A 15,770-nucleotide genomic window follows, 5' to 3' on the forward strand; every position below is an offset into this window, starting at 1 on the left:
AAATAATGAAGCTTATCGAATCAAAGAATGCTAAGCCTGCTGATTAAAATCATTGAGCATCTTGTCAATGCGTGCATCTTTGGCTTGCCACACCTCATCTAGCCAGGCAAAAAACTGGTTTTGCACCTTGCTGTCATGAGTATATTCACCATTTTTTAGTGCATCAAACAAATCATCTGTCATCTTTAAATGGCGAATGTCCACGCCCAGTTGTGTCAGTCTGCCTTGCCAAAGGTCGCTGTATTGGGGTGCTCCATTGGGATAGACAAGCGTCATGTCAAGAATGCCGTCAATTTTGTCGCCAAGACTGTTGATGGCCAGTGCCAGTCCACCTGCCTTTGGTTTTAGCAGGTGCTTATAAGGTGAGTTTTGCTTGGCGTGCTTGGTGGGGGTTAGGCGTGTTCCTTCTAGATAATTAAGCAGTACAAAGGGTTTGTTGGCAAGTAACTGGCAAGCTCGTCGTGCTTCTTCAATGTCTCGGTTGGCAAGCTCTGGATTTTTTTGGATTTGTTCCTTGCTGTGGCGTTTCATCATTGGAAAATCCAAAAAATAAAAGGTTTGTCCCACAACAGGAATGTATATCAGCTCATGTTTGGTAAAAAAGCGTGTGATTGGTAAAATTCCTTCACTGACATATTGAATCACACTTGTATCCACCCAAGACTGATGATTGCAGATGAGCAAATATTTACCATCTGGTTTTAGATCATCGGGCATATTGATCCGCCAGTCTTTGGTGGGTAAAACCTTATCAATCATAAAATTATTGGAGCGAATCCAGTAATCTGCCATGCTGATGATGGCGTCGTCAGCCATCTTGGATTTGCCAAAAATCTTGGCAAGCCCTGCGACATAAAGCGGTACAGACAAGCCAAAGCTATTTGCTGCAATGCTACCTGCACCGACAGCAAAGGAAACTTTTTGGGCAATGGCAGGCGACTTATCGTGTAATTTTTGAAAAAAAGGTAGGGTTTTTCTTGGTGTTTTCATCGTGGTTATGTCCTGATTGGCTGGTTTTGTGCTTAAGATTTGTTTGCGTTGTTAAGATGGGTTTGGATTGCTTGGCCATACGGGTGTGGCAAATAATAAGCAAATAAATAGTAAAATGTGCAAAATTAGTATACAAGTACAAACTGGTTTTTTTATTTTACCAAATTTTCATATAAAAAATTGGTAAATTTTTGTCAAAACTTTACCTGCGATTGATTTAATTTTTAGTATTGAATAAATATTTAATAATTTGGTATGAGCAAGACAGTACATATGGGATACACACTGACAACAGACGAAAACTTATTTTTGGTTCATAATAATCAAGTTCGACCCATTGAATGAAAATTCAAGTTGATATAAATTTTAAGAATTTTAGGAGTGTGTATGAATAAGATGAAATCGTTGGCGATAATTGCATTGACATCTGGCATGGTGATCACTGGGTGTACCAGCACTGGTGGCATACAGACAAATGATTCGGCCAGTAGAGTGGGTTTGGGTGCATTGGCAGGGGCGTTAGCGGGTGTGGCCATCTCTCAGGCTACAGGAGGGGAGCAGACTGGGCGTGACGCCGCCATCGGTGCGGTGTTGGGTATGGGTGTGGCTACATACATGAGCAATCAAGAGGCTAAGCTAAAACAGCAAACCGCTGGCACGGGCATCAAGGTCGCTCTTGATCCTAAAACTAACAATATCAATCTTGCCATTCCAGAGGCGATTACTTTTAATGTTGGTCAATACAACATCAAGCCAAGTTCTTATCATGTCTTAAATCAGGTGGCTGATACTCTCAATGAATATCACCAGACCCATGTTCTGGTCAATGGCTATGCTTCGGTGGAAGGAGATGAATACGCCAACAAAATCTTGTCCCAAGACCGTGCTGCTGCTGTCGCTACATATTTATCATCACAAGGCGTAAGCAATGCACGCATTAGCATCATAGGTCATGGCGAGACCACAAAATTTGGTTCAAGATATGAGCCAAACCGCCGTGTTGAGCTGACCATCATTGCACCAAAAATGTGAACCGATGACCGTCTTTTCGGTTTTAGCCATTGGTTTTGTGCAAAAAATAAGAAATAAAATAAACAAAATGAGCTGGAATATTCTGGCCTTTTTGTTCATAAATTTTTATTCATAAATGAACTCAATAATTTTTGGTATAATTGCTTTTTAAATTTTGCCAGTCCAATCATGAATCTATCAGGGCTTTACCAAGCTTTTGCCAAAGCGGGCATTCGTTTAAGCATCACCAAAAAATGTGTAAAAAATATCAATTTTTGCATGAAGTTGGGTGAATGTCATGTCAGTGTACCAACTTTTGCAAGTGAAGAAGTCATTATTTTGGCTATTTACGCACGCCTGTCGTGGGCAAAGCAAGCGAATGAACGCTTGTGCCAAGTTCATGCTCAGCCACAAAGACGGCTGTTGACCTTATGGGGCGAACCCCATGATTTGCCCGATGATGACACTGAAGTTTTAAATATTTATAGACAGCATTTATCTGCAAAAATTCCCATGTTACAAAGTAAATGGCAACCGATTGTTGGTCAATCTGCCCACACTGTCCGTTTGCGTAAGATGAAAACTCGTTGGGGAACTTGTCATTTGGGCGACAGGCGAATATGGCTGTCGGTATATTTGGCGGCTTATCCTTATGAATGCACAGAATATGTGTTTATGCATGAATTGTGTCACCTGATTCATGCCAATCATGGTGCTGATTTTTGGTCAGAAGTCAAAAAAGCCATGCCAGATTATCAAAGATGGCATGGCTTATTAAAAGGGCGTGCTTAAACTCAAAATAAGTTTTAAAAAAGTATTTTTTTAAAATGTGCCAACAGCACAGTAATCTTTTTGGGCGGCTGTCTTGCTGTCATTGGCCAGTGCATTACCAAAAATCTCGCTAAGTAATTGCACATCGTCTACGCGTGCATAGTTTAGGCGAGTAATAAAGGCAAGCCTGCGATGCGGGCCGCTTTCGGCAAGCGGTACAGCGGTGATGTCATGTGTGCCAACAAGCTGGTCAAGTGCCATTTTTGGAACAAGTGTCGTTCCCATGCCAGCAAGTGCCATTTGAATGATGGTGTTAAGACTGGCGTCAGAAAAGCCTGATTTTATCTCATTTTTATTCATTTGACATACCGACAGTACCTGCTCAGTCAAGCAATGCCCCTCGCCAAGTAAAAGTAAATTACTTTTGGAAAGCTCACTGCTTGTGATGTGTTTGAGGTTGGTATTACTACCATCTTTTGGGAAAATTGCAAAAAAATCTTCCGACCAAAACTCAAAAGTGTGCAGGCCTTCAATGTGATAAGGCAGGGCGATGACAGCAGTGTCTATGTGTCCGTAACGAACCTGATCAATGAGTCGCTCGGTCTGTTTTTCGGTAACGGACAATTCAAAATTTGGATATTGTTCTTTGAGTGCTGGCAATACCTTGGGTAAAAGATATGGGGCAACCGTTGGAATGATGCCAATGGTCATCGGATAGGCAAGGGGTGTCTGATGATTATGTGCGCGTGTTATTAAATCATTGATTTCACTAAATACACGCTGAGCTCTATCCAAAATCTCTTCACCGATGGGAGTGATTAATACCTGTTTATTGTTGCGTTCAAAAATTTGTGCATCAAGTTGTTTTTCAAGCTCAGCAATGCCCAAGCTTAGAGCAGACTGCGAGATGTTGCATTCTTCGGCAGCACGCTTAAAATGCTTGTGTTTAGCAACCGCAAGGGAAAATTCTAATTGGCGAAGCGTAATCATAAAAACCTACTTGATTAAATTTTAATTAAATTTGAAAAGTTGAAAATTACAAAATATCATGACTATTTTACACCTAAGTTTTATAAAACAAAACAAAATAATTAAAAGTTTTAAATGTAGAAGTGTAACTTTTTTGTTATGATAGAAGTAAATGGTAGACAGCTACCATTTTTTTGCAACAACCTTGTAGTAATAAGTTTTTCAATTGATAATTTATATATAATAGGTAATATTATGACAGCTATCATCAATCAGCATATCCCAGAATTTACTACTGAAGCCTTTGTTAATGGTGAATTTAAAACCATTTCTACCGCTGATGTTAAAGGCAAATGGGCGATTTTTATGTTTTATCCACATGATTTTACCTTCGTTTGCCCAACCGAGTTAGAAGACATGGCAGACCATTACGAAGAGCTAAAAGCTCTAGGTGTGGAAGTGTACGCTGTTTCTACTGATACGCATTTTGTGCATAAAGCATGGCATGACGCATCACCTGCGATTGGTAAAGTTAAATACCCAATGCTAGGCGACGGTACAGGGGCGATTACTCGTGGCTTTAATGTCATGATTGACGGTCAGCACGCAGCCCTTCGTGGTACTTTCTTGGTAGACCCAGAAGGTCTGATTAAGGTTGCTGAAATTCATGATTTGGGCATTGGTCGCTCTGCCAAAGACATGATTCGTAAAGTCAAAGCCGCTCAATATGTACGAGACAATGACGGTGAAGTTTGCCCAGCGGCATGGGAAGCGGGTCAAGAAACTTTAAAACCAAGCCTTGATTTGGTTGGTAAAATCTAATATCTGAATTTGATTTAAGTTTGATAAAAAATCACCCTATTTGGGGTGATTTTTTGTTTTATACTAAACATATAAAACAAAAAACCCAAGTGCTAAGGCTTGGGTTTTTGAGTAAGTTCATGAATTCATGCTTTGCTTTGTAGATAGTGAAACAGCTCGTCTTTTAGGCCAAGTTTTTTGCGTTTTAGGCCTTCAATTTCTTCGGCACGACTGGCATGAGCAACTGGGTCGTTTTCAAGTTTGGTAATTTCTTCGTCAAGTTCGTTATGCTCATCAAATAATTTTACAAAGTGTAGATCGTTTTCTGTTTTTAGTTTAGTGATAAGTTCTCGGTATTCTGGAAACATGACTGTTCTCCTTGGTTGGTTGGAAGATACCACAGTGGTGGCCACATTCTTATCTTATCAAGAATACCGCATATTGGCAAGTGATAAAGTAACGATTTTATCAAAACTCTTCGGTGTGTATTTGGTTGATTGGATATGACCAGCACTAATAATGGTTGAGCTTTAATAATCTTAGTGTTTAAAATTCTTAAATTTTCATTTTACATCGGTGCTTATATAATGAAATTATCCCAAATATTGTTTTAAAAAAAGGTAATAATCATGCTAGATCAGTCACTTTTAGACGCTGTTAAAAACTATGCCACCAATATGACTCACCCAATCCAAATCATCATTGGTCAGGGTGAACACACCAAACGAGCAGAACTTATTGATTTTCTTGAAAAAATTGCCAGTACTTCAGATAAAATTGGCTTTGATAAGACAGTCGTAGATACTGATCTTTCGCCCATGACTTTTAAGATTACCGCCAAAAACTGTGATACAGGTATTGTATTTAGTGGTATTCCAGGCGGCCATGAATTTACTTCGTTGCTGCTTGCGATTTTACATGCTGGCGGCCATACCATGAAACTAGATGAGGGTGTTCAAAATCTGGTTAAGCGTATCCAAAAGCCACTGAAATTTCAAACCTTTGTTTCGTTATCCTGTCATAATTGCCCTGATGTTGTGCAAGCACTTAATCAGTTTGCCATTTTGAATGATGGTATAGAAAATGAAATGATTGATGGTGGTGTGTTCCCCGAGCTTGTGGCAGCTAATAATATCCAAGGCGTGCCTGCGGTATTTTTGGACGGCAAGCCATTTTTAAATGGTAAGGTGGATACTGCACGCATTATTGATAAACTACAGTCTGAATATGCTGATCTGTTCGCCCCTGCTGAGATTGAGCAACTACAAACCCAAGATGTTACGGTGATCGGTGGTGGCCCTGCAGGTAGTGCGGCAGCAATTTATACAGCCCGTAAAGGCCTTAAAGTGGCATTGGTCGCCGATCGCATTGGCGGTCAGGTCAAGGACACCCAAGATATTGAAAACTTGATTTCCGTGCCACTCACCAACGGCAATCAGCTTGCAGGCAACCTTGCTATGCACATTAAAGAATACGACATTACTGTCAAAGAGCATGTCAGTGTGTCTGCTGTTGAAGAGATTAAGGGTGGTTATCAAATCACACTGAATACAGGAGAAAACTGGATTTCTCGTACGATTATCGTAGCGACAGGGGCAAAATGGCGTAAACTTGGCGTTAAAGGCGAAGATGAGAACATTGGTAATGGTGTGGCATATTGCCCACATTGTGATGGTCCGTTCTTTAAGGGTAAGCCTGTGGCGGTTGTCGGTGGTGGCAACTCTGGGGTAGAGGCGGCACTGGACTTAGCAGGGATTGTGCAACATGTAACGGTGCTAGAATTCGGTGATAAACTGCGTGCCGACCAAGTGTTGATTGATAAAGCTGCGGCTCGTGATAACATCACCATCATCAAAAACGCAGCCACGATGGAAATTACTGCAAATGGTGGCAAGGTAGATGGTCTTATCTACCAAGATCGAAAAAGTGGTGAGAGTAAGACTTTGCCATTAAATGCGATTTTTGTGCAAATTGGTCTGGTACCAAGCTCAGAAGTGGTGAAAGGTTTGGTGAATATTACACCACAAGGCGAAATTGAAATTGATGCCAAGTGTCGCACCAATAAAGCGGGAATTTTTGCCTGTGGTGATGTAACCACCGTGCCATTTAAGCAGATTAATATTGCGATGGGCGAAGGTTCAAAAGCAGGTTTGTCCGCTTTTGAGTATCTGATGATGAATTCTTGATTCGTCATTGATTGGACAAAAAACACGCTCATGATCGGGCGTGTTTTTTATTGGGGTTTAGGTGATGATTAAGGTTGTGGGGTTCTAACTTAATTTATATCATCTAATGATTTATCTTTTGTGTATGATAATCAATGATTTGCAAAATTTGTTTTATTTCAATTTTCTTCATAATATTTTCCATATATTCCCAATTTGGCTCGCCATTTTTATCAATCGGTAGCATAATGGTTTGCTTGCCCATTCGTTGAGTGTTGAATTTATAACCATATTGGTATTTTTCTTTTTGTTGCAAGATAATCGTTTTTAAAAATAAATATACCCATTTATTGGCATAATTTTTACTTTTTAATGCCAATCTTTTAACATCATCAGAAAAGATACACTCATAAGGGTGATAAAAATTTTCTACCACACTGCCATTATAATTCACGCCCAAAATATTTTTATCAAGACTGGCGTTGGTATTGCTCACAAATTCAGTAATGCCATTATTAAATTCAGTTGCCCCAACAAATGGTATATCGCCATCTGTCATCTCGGATTTGGTCAAACGCACGCCAGATTTAATAAAAAACACTTGACTTAATTTAAATGTCGCCCATAATATTTCGGCTCGGCTCGGCTCGGCTCGGCTCGGCTCGGCTCGGCTCGGCTCGGCTCGGCTCGGCTAAGATATTGTATTGATTTAAATAAGAAAGTAAAGTCTCTATTTTGTCTTTTTCAATATTTTTGATAAAATCTTCCATAAACTGCCAATTTGGATTACTATTGTTATCTATGGGTAGCATAATTTTTTGTGCCGATAATCTTTCATTGTTAATAGAATATCCGTGACTAAATTTGTCTCTCTGAATGGAAATCATTAGACAAATATATAACATTGCACTTTTTGTTAAATTTATTTTTGGTAATAGAGCGGTAACATGCGTATCAAGTGCTGTTTGTGTGGATTGATAATAAGCAAGCCCAACACCACCATCGCCATCATTGTTTAAAGTAATAATATGTGCAGGAAATAGTCTTTTGCCATTATCTGCTATAAAATCTTTATAACCATTATCTACTTTACGAGCAGAAATTAGTGGAATATCGCCTTTTTCGCATTTTGCCATATTGTTTTGATTGCCACGCATAAAGTTAAAAAAATCACTAATTTTAAATATATCCCATTGAACATCTTGATAATTTGTATCGCTTATAATTTCTAATAATTTATTGGAATAGTAGTTTATCAAATCAGTTTTTTGTTTTTGCTCAATCTGTTTAATATAATCTTCCATAAATTGCCAATCAGGATTTCCTTGATTATTTATTGGAAGTAGAATATTTTGCTTTTTTAATCTTGTTGAATTTATTGTAAAAGAATAAGAATATTTTGTCTTGTGCATTTTTAGACTAGAACAGATAAAAAATAAAACATATCTATTTAGCTGTTCTTTTGGTTTTAAAATATTCACCTTTGTTCCTGTGAAAAAAGGAAATTCTTGCACAAACGGCTCGGCTGTTTCGTTGCCAATGGTTATCACAGGAAAATCTTTATTTAAGTATGAGATGTCATAATCTATAAATCCATCAAGACCGTTAGTATTTTCTTTTCGTGTAATGTAAGCAAATTGACCGTTTACTCTATCAACTTTATTTCCATCAATACTTTTTCCAATTTTAATAGAAAAAATATCTCCGATAAAAAACTCTCCCCACTCTCTATCCGTCAATTTTAACTTATTCATCATTATTTTCCCCAATACCAAATAAATAACCACGCCCGTGCGTAATCATATTGACTTCAAAAGTTAAATAATCGGCGACCGTTTTTTCAAAATCGGCTTCGCTAGGAATTTCATCATTAAAATAATAAAAAGAATGCAACCATTCATCATCAGCTTCAATGGTTGTCTCTACACAAAACTTGGTCGGAGCAGTAATTTCATTACGCCATACAGTGAGTAAATGCTCTTTTTTGTCTTTGGCGGATTCAGTTTCTATTAGACCTTTGTGTTTTTGTACTTCAAAGCCATCGTCTTCAAAATTAATAAACTTCACAAGTTTGTTTTTGTCGTGTGCTACGCCTGCGGTAAATATGGCGATACAAGGATTTGTGCCAACACCATAAAAAGTATTTTTATTTAAAGTAATTACGCCTTCTAAAGTATGACGTTTTAGAATATTGGCTTTAATCGCTTGTTCTTCTTTTGTTTTGCCTGTCATTGACGATTGTGGAACAATGACAACCGCTTTACCATCAGTTGTTAAGCTGTTTAATAAATGTTCGGTAAAAGAGATTTCATAAAGATTGGGATTTTGCTTTGAGCCTTGTGAATAAGGCGGATTCATCATGCCAATATTACAACCTTTTAATTGTAATTGGTGAGGATTTTGTTTTAAAAAATCTTCTTGGTCTAAATTACTTTTGCCATCGCCACGCAAAATCATATTAGTGGTAGCAATTGTAAACATATAAGGCTGTAATTCAATGCCGTGCAGTTGATTTTTGCGAATGTTATTTTTCTGTTTATCGCTTGTGGCTTTTTGGAGCATATGGTGCATACCTGCAATCAAAAATCCAGCCGTACCACAACACGGGTCAAGAATATAATCATCAGGCGACAAATCAACAAGTTCACAAAAAATTTCGGTAATATGTTTTGGGGTCAAAACAATGCCAAGCGTTTGCCCATCACCGCCAGAATACGACATAAATTCGCCATAAAAACGCCCCAAGTAATCTTCAGCAGATTGAGTGTATTTGATGTTTTGATAAATGTGTTTGTATAAAAATTCGGTATAATGTTTTAAGGGTGTTTTATTTAAATTTTCGTTAATTTCATTGATGATTTTGGTGTCTTTAATGACTGCAAACTGATTGAGTAATTTATCTTTTTTAACTTCTGGCGATACTTTTACTCTTTTTAGATGATTTTCAATGGCGGTATAGATTTTTTCGCCATCGGTGGTAATATTGTCACCAATCAAATCATCAATGGCAAAATTTTTGTATTCCATTTCTCGTAAGGCTAATAAAATACCAGAGACAAGTAAGGGCTTGTCTTTGTCTTGAATGCTACCATAATTACGCAAATCTTCGTGTAAATCTTTGGCATTTTTAAGAATTTCAGCGGTTGTTTTTTCTTGTGGCGTTTGTTCTTTTAAAATTTCCTTGATGTAGTAATCATCAATATTGTCTTCATTAAAAGAAATGAAAGTTTCAATATCGTTTAATTCTTTATATTCACCACGCTCATTGATAAAAACGGGTGTGATGTGATGGCGTTTTTCATCGCCAGATACACCAATGGCAATAATCTTTTTATAAGAAGTGTTTTGGCTTAAATGAATGCCATAATGCACCGCACCATTTATTGCATAATTTTTGATACTATCTATTTCTTGGCAAACAATCTTTTGTGTGTTGTATTTTTGATGCAAAGCGACATCTTTTTTGTCTTCAATGACAATCAAAAAATCTTTTACCACACCGACAAATTCAGGCATACCGACTTTGCCTGTTTTTGCTTTTGAGGCGGTTTTTAAAGCATTGTCTATTTCTATAATAGGACTACCTTGTGCCGAAAAATTTTCTGCAATTTGTGCGTGTTTTAATAAATCATATACCCAAAAGTCGGTAGATTTTTCTTTCTTTGCCATTTTTTTATCCAAAATTTGTGTGAAAATAAATGCCTTATTATTGAATAAGGCATTTATTGTTAAAATTTTAACCAATCAACTTCTTCAACAATTCATTCACCTGAGCAGGATTGGCTTTACCACGACTGGCTTTCATCACTTGTCCGACCAGTCCATTAAAGGCTTTTTCTTTTCCACCTTTGTATTCATCTACCATTGCTTGATTATTTGCCAAAACTTCTTTGATAATCGCTTCAATTGCCCCTGTGTCGGTGGTTTGTTTTAGCCCTTGCTCATCAATAATCTCATCGGCGGTTTTGTCAGACTCCCACAAATGATTAAATACTTGTTTACCAATTTTGGTGTTAATCGTATTATCGCTAATACGCATAATTAGCCCTGACAATCGTTTGGCATTGATAGGCGAGTTGTTAATGGTCAACTCATTTTTATTTAAGGCCCCCATTAAATCGCCCATGATGATATTGGCGGTAAGTTTGGCGTTTTGTGTACCGACAATATCCACCACTTGCAAAAAATAATCGGACAATTCTCGGCTACCATTTAATACATTGGCGTCATAATTAGACAAACCAAATTCATCGATAAATTGTTGTTTTCTTTGGCTGGGTAATTGTGGCATTTTATCTTTAATTGCCTGTAAACTATCATCGGATATAATGACAGGCAATAAATCAGGGCAGGGAAAATAGCGATAATCGTTGGCTTCTTCTTTTTCACGCATTGCCCGAGTTTCATCACGCTCAGGATCATAAAGGCGTGTGGCTTGAATGATTTTGCCACCGTCTTCTAATATATCAATTTGCCGTTCTACTTCTGATTTAATCGCTCGCTCAATAAAGCGAAATGAGTTTAAATTTTTTAATTCACAGCGAGTGCCAAAGGGCGTATTGGGTTTATGCACCGAGACATTGATGTCGGCACGAAAAGAGCCTTCTGCCATAATCGCATCGGATATGCCAAGCCAAGTAACCAGTTCGTGTATGGTTTTGACATAAGCGACCGCTTCGTCTGCCGACCGCATATCCGCTTCTGAAACGATTTCAATAAGTGGCGTGCCAGCACGGTTTAAATCCACGCCTGTCATATGGGGGACGGCATCGTGTACCGATTTGCCAGCGTCTTCTTCTAAATGGGCACGAGTAATGCCAATGCGTTTGGTGTATTCATTTTTTTGCCCTGCATTGACCAAAATATCAATATGCCCTTTGCCCACAATTGGATTGGTCATTTGCGTGGTTTGATAGCCTTTGGGCAAATCTGGATAAAAATAGTTTTTGCGGTCAAAACTGTTGTATTGTCCAATTTGGGCATTGACTCCCAAACCAAACATTACCGCCTTTTCAATCACCGCTTCATTTAATACAGGCAACGCCCCTGGAAAACCCAAATCCACAATATTGGCTTGGGTGTTGGGACTTGCCCCAAAAGCGGTGGGGGCATTAGAAAAGATTTTGCTTTGGGTATTTAATTGGCAATGAATCTCAATGCCGATAACCACTTCATAGCCGTCAATTAAAAGATTGGGTGTGTTCATAAAAGTTTTCCTATCACGATTTGATTTGATTAAGGGTTAATTAACTGCATTAAACCATTAAAATGGGTACATCGTATTGTCTAATTTTATCATCAACTGTCATTAAAATTAAGTTTTCAATTTTGGCTTGGGCGATTAAAATTCTATCAAATGGGTCTTTGTGGATTTTTTGCATATTTCGCACGGCAATGGCGTGTCTGCTGTTGATTTTTAATTCTTTAAAATCTTCTTGCAAGAGTGTTTGATAAAGTAAAAAAGGTTCTACCAAATCATCATCTTGTACTTTTTCATTGCTTAATTTAATGCCAACTTCCCAAATGCTCGCAGGGCTAAACCATAATTCATTGCGATAATCACTGACGATGAGTTTGACTGATTTGCTTAATTTTGGACTGTTTTTTAATGCCCATAACAAAATATGCGTATCTAGCAAATATCTCATACATCAAAATCCATAATTTCAAGGTCATCAAAATCATCAGGGATTTTGATATCTGGCAATGCTCCCAAACGATAAGGACGATTCTTTGGCATTGGTGCAATATCGGCTTTTTGGTGCAATAAAAAATAAGGTTCAGACACTTTTTGAAAAAATTCTGCCAAATTGTCTTTGCCAATGGTTTGTATCAATTTTTGGTAATACATATCATCTACTTCAAAACTAATCGTTTGCATTGTTGCTCCAAATATACTGGTTAATCTTTAATTCTTGCCATTGTATAGGCATTGACAAATTGACCGTTTCTAAATGCAAAAGCGGTGTGCTCACCTTCAATTTCAAAACCAAACTTTTGGTATAGGCTAATGGCTTTTTGATTGTCGGTATAAACGGTCAATTCTAGGCGTTTTAGATTTAGCCAATTATCCGCCAATTCAATAATATGTGCCAATAATGCCTTACCAACGCCACGCCCTTGATGTTCATCAGACACGGCAATGACAAAATTGCCAATATGATTTCGCCTAGGGTTGGTTTCAATGCGTAAAGCGATATTGCCAACCACCATTTCACCGTCATTGTCCTTGATAATCGCCACAAAAGAATGCACATTATCAGGGATATTGCCAAGCCATTTTTTCCAATTGTCATTGGATTGGCTAGGCAGGTGCAAAGTTTGGCTGTATACGCTTGGGTTTAGATACAGTTTTTGCACGCCATCGGCATATTTTTGTTCGGTGCGGATGATTGCTGGTTGCATTTGACACTACCTGTTGGGTGTTTATTTGGTCATTATTTATTTGTAAATCGCTTATTAAGTAAGCAATCATCAAACCGCAAACAATACTCTAATCATCGCATTTAGCCGTTCTCGGTCTTGTGGGCTATTGTGTTGTTTGATGATTTGTTGGACATCGCTATCAAAACAATTTGCCAAGTGCGATTGCTCTTTTAATGACCTTTGTGCTTGGGCGATTAGGGGGTGTTTGATGGGCTTGGTATTGTCAAAATCAAACCCATCAAAATAGCTAGCGTCTTGTTTGATATAATCGCTCATGATTTTTCTCCGCTTTAATGGCTGTAATTAACCGAATGAAATCGCCTCGTTGTGTCCAACCAACGACCAAAAGCTCTGCTTTTTCACTTAAACCGATGGTAATAAACCGCTGTTCGTGATAATCAAACCTTTTATCTTCGTAGGTTAACTCATTTTCATCAAAAAATACCGTACAAACTTCTTTAAAATGTAAATGATGTTCTTTTTGTACCAATGCTTCTTTGACATCGTCCCATTCAAAGTTTAAACCGTATAAAGTATAACTTAGTGTTGGCATTATTTATTCCTAAATTTAGCTCAGACACTTACCCCAAATCCGCCATTTGGGTATGAAAATCAGTCGCCCCTTGATAAGCGTGGGCGGTATTTAAAAGCGTATTTTCCGCCCAATGTTTGCCAATCAATTGTAAACCCACAGGCAGACCGTCCACAAAGCCCACAGGGTGCGACAAACTTGGCAAGCCTGCCAAATTCACGCCAATGGTGTACACATCGCCCATATAAATCTCGGCAGGCGACAGATTTTCGCCGATTTTGTAGGCGACCGTTGGGGCGGTGGGCGTAGCGATGATGTCGCAGGCTTCAAAGGCCTTTAAAAAGTCATTGACAATCAAACGGCGAACCTTTTGGGCTTTGATGTAATACGCATCAAAATAGCCCGCAGATAGGGCATAAGTCCCCATAATGATACGCCGCTGCACTTCCACGCCAAAACCTTCGGTGCGAGAACGGGTATAAAGGTCGGTCAAATCTTTGGGGTTTTCACAGCGATAGCCAAACCGCACGCCGTCATAGCGAGACAAATTGGAGCTGGCTTCGGCAGGGGCAAGCAAATAATAAGTCGCCAAAGTAATTTGTGGGTCGGTCAAATTGATGTCCACCAAAGTCGCCCCCAAATTTTCATAAACTTTTAAGGCAGATTGGATAGCGTGTTTGACGCTGTCGTTTAACCCTTTGCCAAAATATTCTTGGGGAATGCCAATTTTTTTGCCTGCTAAGGGTTTGTCGCTTGACGGCGTTGCCAACAAATCGGCGGTCAAATTGTCCTTGGGGCGGTTGATACTGGTGGCGTCTTTGGGGTCAAAGCCTGCCATCGCTTCTAATAAATACGCACAGTCCAATGCCGATTTGCCAAAACTGCCTGCTTGGTCAAGGCTTGATGCGTAGGCAATCATACCAAAGCGAGACACTCGCCCATAGGTCGGTTTAATGCCTGTCAAACCACAAAAAGAAGCAGGCTGGCGAATAGAACCGCCTGTGTCCGAGCCTGTCGCCACAGGCACAAAGCCCGATGCCACCGCCGCTGCCGACCCGCCAGACGAACCTCCTGGCACACGGCTTGTATCCCAAGGGTTATGCACCGCCCCAAAATACGAAGACTCGTTGTCCGACCCCATGGCAAACTCGTCCATATTGGTTTTGCCAAGACAGACAAAGCCAGCGTTGGCGACATTTTGCACCACCGTGGCGTCATAGGGCGAGACAAAATTGGCAAGCATTTTTGAGCCAGCACTGGTCAAAACGCCTTGGGTGCAAAGGTTGTCTTTGTGTGCCATTGGCACGCCCAAAAGGGGGCGGTTGTCGCCGTCTGCACGCAGTTTGTCAGCGGTTTTGGCGTGTTCTAATGCCAACTCTGGCGTAACCGTGATAAAGCTATTGACCGCTTTGTCGTGGTTGGCGATACGGTCTAAAAAATGCTGGGTCAATTCAACCGAGCTAAATTGTTTGGTGTTTAAGCCGTCAATCAGTTCACGGACGGATAGGGTGTGTAGGTCTGTCATTTTTTTCTCTGATTTTTAAATTTGTTTTGGGAAATAAAATTTATTAAGGCAAATTAAGCAATCACGCTTTTTAGCTTAGGGCGAAATTTGGCTTAGGGCAAAAAAGTTATCAATCAATCACTTGTGGCACAAGATACAGTCCGTCTTGCACTTTTGGGGCAACCGTCTGGTTTAATTCACGATTGACCGCTAAACCGTTTAAATCCACCACATCATCACGCAAGCGTTGGTGCATATCGTGGACATTGTTTAAGGGCTTGACATCATCGGTATTCACATCGGATAAAATATCCATCATTTGTAAGATTTTACCGATGTCTTGGGCGTAATCGTCCGCCAATTTTTCATCAATGGCAAGGCGAGAGAGTTTGGCGGTATTTAAAATATCGCTACTTGATAAAGTATCACTCATGATGATTTCCTGTTTAAAGTTTTTTTGTGAATCAAAGTTTCTTGTAAAAATATCAAGAAAAAGCGGTTAAAATGTTATTAATTTTAGCATAATTTGCAAGCTGACAAAATCACTAATATAACTTTGTTTTTAAAGTTTTTGACAAAATGAACAAAAAGTGAAGTTAAA

Annotated in this window: 19 protein-coding genes; 5 read left to right on the top strand and 14 right to left on the bottom strand. The window is 39.0% G+C overall.

The features are described 5' to 3' along the window. Positions 1-30: 30 nt before the first annotated feature. On the bottom strand, positions 31-990 hold the full coding sequence (locus R0123_RS06320) for an acyltransferase (protein WP_323843478.1): 960 nt from the start codon (positions 988-990) through the stop codon (positions 31-33). 387 nt (positions 991-1,377) lie between these two features. On the opposite strand from R0123_RS06320, the gene R0123_RS06325 reads away from it, so the two are divergent. Continuing rightward, the gene (locus R0123_RS06325) at positions 1,378-2,022 is read left to right on the top strand and encodes an OmpA family protein (protein ID WP_323841917.1); all 645 of its coding nucleotides are present in this window, start codon (positions 1,378-1,380) and stop codon (positions 2,020-2,022) included. A gap of 168 nt (positions 2,023-2,190) precedes the next feature. After that, positions 2,191-2,793, top strand: a complete 603-nt coding sequence (locus tag R0123_RS06330; protein WP_323843479.1) for a M48 family metallopeptidase — start codon at positions 2,191-2,193, stop codon at positions 2,791-2,793. A 30-nt stretch (positions 2,794-2,823) separates the two neighbouring features. On the opposite strand, the gene R0123_RS06335 is transcribed toward R0123_RS06330, so the two are convergent. Beyond that, a complete protein-coding gene (locus tag R0123_RS06335) occupies positions 2,824-3,762 on the bottom strand; it encodes a hydrogen peroxide-inducible genes activator (RefSeq protein ID WP_323843480.1) in 939 nt (312 codons plus the stop codon). 234 nt (positions 3,763-3,996) lie between these two features. On the opposite strand from R0123_RS06335, the gene ahpC reads away from it, so the two are divergent. Beyond that, positions 3,997-4,563 carry an alkyl hydroperoxide reductase subunit C gene (ahpC, locus tag R0123_RS06340; RefSeq protein WP_323841920.1) on the top strand — a complete coding sequence of 189 codons (567 nt, stop codon included), beginning with the start codon at positions 3,997-3,999 and terminating at the stop codon, positions 4,561-4,563. 125 nt (positions 4,564-4,688) lie between these two features. Here ahpC and R0123_RS06345 read toward each other — a convergent pair whose 3' ends face one another. Continuing rightward, entirely contained in the window at positions 4,689-4,910 is a 222-nt protein-coding gene (locus tag R0123_RS06345; protein ID WP_323841921.1) for a YdcH family protein, read from the bottom strand. Here R0123_RS06345 and R0123_RS06350 point away from each other — a divergent pair. Both R0123_RS06350 and ahpF read left to right on the top strand, forming a co-directional pair. Further along, positions 4,909-5,049 (top strand): hypothetical protein, encoded by a 141-nt coding sequence (locus R0123_RS06350; protein ID WP_323841922.1) that lies wholly within the window; start codon positions 4,909-4,911, stop codon positions 5,047-5,049. The two genes, R0123_RS06345 and R0123_RS06350, sit on opposite strands and share 2 nt — an antisense overlap. Before the next feature lie 122 nt (positions 5,050-5,171). Continuing rightward, complete coding sequence (gene ahpF, locus R0123_RS06355) at positions 5,172-6,728, top strand: alkyl hydroperoxide reductase subunit F (protein WP_323843481.1); 1,557 nt, start codon at positions 5,172-5,174, stop codon at positions 6,726-6,728. Positions 6,729-6,831: 103 nt separating this feature from the next. Here ahpF and R0123_RS06360 read toward each other — a convergent pair whose 3' ends face one another. The 11 genes from R0123_RS06360 to gatC form a co-directional block, all read right to left on the bottom strand. Then, positions 6,832-7,308, bottom strand: coding sequence for a restriction endonuclease subunit S (locus tag R0123_RS06360; protein WP_323843482.1), 477 nt, complete (start codon positions 7,306-7,308; stop codon positions 6,832-6,834). Positions 7,309-7,318: 10 nt separating this feature from the next. Then, positions 7,319-8,464, bottom strand: a complete 1,146-nt coding sequence (locus R0123_RS06365) for a restriction endonuclease subunit S (RefSeq protein WP_323843483.1) — start codon at positions 8,462-8,464, stop codon at positions 7,319-7,321. Further along, positions 8,454-10,376, bottom strand: coding sequence for an HsdM family class I SAM-dependent methyltransferase (locus R0123_RS06370; protein WP_323843484.1), 1,923 nt, complete (start codon positions 10,374-10,376; stop codon positions 8,454-8,456). Before R0123_RS06370 ends, R0123_RS06365 begins: the two co-directional genes overlap by 11 nt. Positions 10,377-10,443: 67 nt before the next feature. Then, positions 10,444-11,913 (bottom strand): Asp-tRNA(Asn)/Glu-tRNA(Gln) amidotransferase subunit GatB, encoded by a 1,470-nt coding sequence (gatB, locus tag R0123_RS06375; protein WP_323843485.1) that lies wholly within the window; start codon positions 11,911-11,913, stop codon positions 10,444-10,446. A 49-nt stretch (positions 11,914-11,962) separates the two neighbouring features. Further along, positions 11,963-12,355 carry a type II toxin-antitoxin system VapC family toxin gene (locus tag R0123_RS06380; RefSeq protein WP_323843486.1) on the bottom strand — a complete coding sequence of 131 codons (393 nt, stop codon included), beginning with the start codon at positions 12,353-12,355 and terminating at the stop codon, positions 11,963-11,965. After that, positions 12,352-12,588: a hypothetical protein gene (locus tag R0123_RS06385; RefSeq protein ID WP_323841928.1), complete on the bottom strand. Its 237-nt coding sequence runs from the start codon at positions 12,586-12,588 to the stop codon at positions 12,352-12,354. The genes R0123_RS06380 and R0123_RS06385 overlap by 4 nt, the downstream gene beginning before the upstream one ends. 20 nt (positions 12,589-12,608) lie before the next feature. Next, positions 12,609-13,112: a GNAT family N-acetyltransferase gene (locus R0123_RS06390; RefSeq protein WP_323843487.1), complete on the bottom strand. Its 504-nt coding sequence runs from the start codon at positions 13,110-13,112 to the stop codon at positions 12,609-12,611. A gap of 69 nt (positions 13,113-13,181) precedes the next feature. After that, positions 13,182-13,409 carry a hypothetical protein gene (locus tag R0123_RS06395; protein ID WP_323843488.1) on the bottom strand — a complete coding sequence of 76 codons (228 nt, stop codon included), beginning with the start codon at positions 13,407-13,409 and terminating at the stop codon, positions 13,182-13,184. Beyond that, positions 13,381-13,686, bottom strand: coding sequence for a BrnT family toxin (locus tag R0123_RS06400; protein ID WP_323843489.1), 306 nt, complete (start codon positions 13,684-13,686; stop codon positions 13,381-13,383). The genes R0123_RS06395 and R0123_RS06400 overlap by 29 nt, the downstream gene beginning before the upstream one ends. A gap of 28 nt (positions 13,687-13,714) precedes the next feature. Then, entirely contained in the window at positions 13,715-15,190 is a 1,476-nt protein-coding gene (gatA, locus tag R0123_RS06405) for an Asp-tRNA(Asn)/Glu-tRNA(Gln) amidotransferase subunit GatA (RefSeq protein ID WP_323843490.1), read from the bottom strand. Positions 15,191-15,299: 109 nt separating this feature from the next. Then, the gene (gene gatC, locus R0123_RS06410) at positions 15,300-15,602 is read right to left on the bottom strand and encodes an Asp-tRNA(Asn)/Glu-tRNA(Gln) amidotransferase subunit GatC (protein WP_323843491.1); all 303 of its coding nucleotides are present in this window, start codon (positions 15,600-15,602) and stop codon (positions 15,300-15,302) included. Positions 15,603-15,770: the final 168 nt, after the last annotated feature.

The organism is Moraxella sp. Pampa (assembly GCF_035181385.1).
Lineage (GTDB): Bacteria > Pseudomonadota > Gammaproteobacteria > Pseudomonadales > Moraxellaceae > Moraxella.

What these genes read in the sequence shown, in the direction of transcription:
- R0123_RS06345 (WP_323841921.1), bottom strand. Translation starts at nt 4,910, where the DNA reads ATGTTTCCAGAATACCGAGAACTTATCACTAAACTAAAAACAGAAAAC.
- R0123_RS06380 (WP_323843486.1), bottom strand. Translation starts at nt 12,355, where the DNA reads ATGAGATATTTGCTAGATACGCATATTTTGTTATGGGCATTAAAAAAC.
- R0123_RS06395 (WP_323843488.1), bottom strand. Translation starts at nt 13,409, where the DNA reads ATGAGCGATTATATCAAACAAGACGCTAGCTATTTTGATGGGTTTGAT.
- R0123_RS06390 (WP_323843487.1), bottom strand. Translation starts at nt 13,112, where the DNA reads ATGCAACCAGCAATCATCCGCACCGAACAAAAATATGCCGATGGCGTG.
- R0123_RS06400 (WP_323843489.1), bottom strand. Translation starts at nt 13,686, where the DNA reads ATGCCAACACTAAGTTATACTTTATACGGTTTAAACTTTGAATGGGAC.
- R0123_RS06330 (WP_323843479.1), top strand. Translation starts at nt 2,191, where the DNA reads ATGAATCTATCAGGGCTTTACCAAGCTTTTGCCAAAGCGGGCATTCGT.
- R0123_RS06325 (WP_323841917.1), top strand. Translation starts at nt 1,378, where the DNA reads ATGAATAAGATGAAATCGTTGGCGATAATTGCATTGACATCTGGCATG.
- R0123_RS06365 (WP_323843483.1), bottom strand. Translation starts at nt 8,464, where the DNA reads ATGATGAATAAGTTAAAATTGACGGATAGAGAGTGGGGAGAGTTTTTT.
- R0123_RS06350 (WP_323841922.1), top strand. Translation starts at nt 4,909, where the DNA reads ATGACTGTTCTCCTTGGTTGGTTGGAAGATACCACAGTGGTGGCCACA.
- gatB (WP_323843485.1), bottom strand. Translation starts at nt 11,913, where the DNA reads ATGAACACACCCAATCTTTTAATTGACGGCTATGAAGTGGTTATCGGC.
- ahpF (WP_323843481.1), top strand. Translation starts at nt 5,172, where the DNA reads ATGCTAGATCAGTCACTTTTAGACGCTGTTAAAAACTATGCCACCAAT.
- R0123_RS06320 (WP_323843478.1), bottom strand. Translation starts at nt 990, where the DNA reads ATGAAAACACCAAGAAAAACCCTACCTTTTTTTCAAAAATTACACGAT.
- R0123_RS06335 (WP_323843480.1), bottom strand. Translation starts at nt 3,762, where the DNA reads ATGATTACGCTTCGCCAATTAGAATTTTCCCTTGCGGTTGCTAAACAC.
- gatC (WP_323843491.1), bottom strand. Translation starts at nt 15,602, where the DNA reads ATGAGTGATACTTTATCAAGTAGCGATATTTTAAATACCGCCAAACTC.
- gatA (WP_323843490.1), bottom strand. Translation starts at nt 15,190, where the DNA reads ATGACAGACCTACACACCCTATCCGTCCGTGAACTGATTGACGGCTTA.
- R0123_RS06370 (WP_323843484.1), bottom strand. Translation starts at nt 10,376, where the DNA reads ATGGCAAAGAAAGAAAAATCTACCGACTTTTGGGTATATGATTTATTA.
- ahpC (WP_323841920.1), top strand. Translation starts at nt 3,997, where the DNA reads ATGACAGCTATCATCAATCAGCATATCCCAGAATTTACTACTGAAGCC.
- R0123_RS06385 (WP_323841928.1), bottom strand. Translation starts at nt 12,588, where the DNA reads ATGCAAACGATTAGTTTTGAAGTAGATGATATGTATTACCAAAAATTG.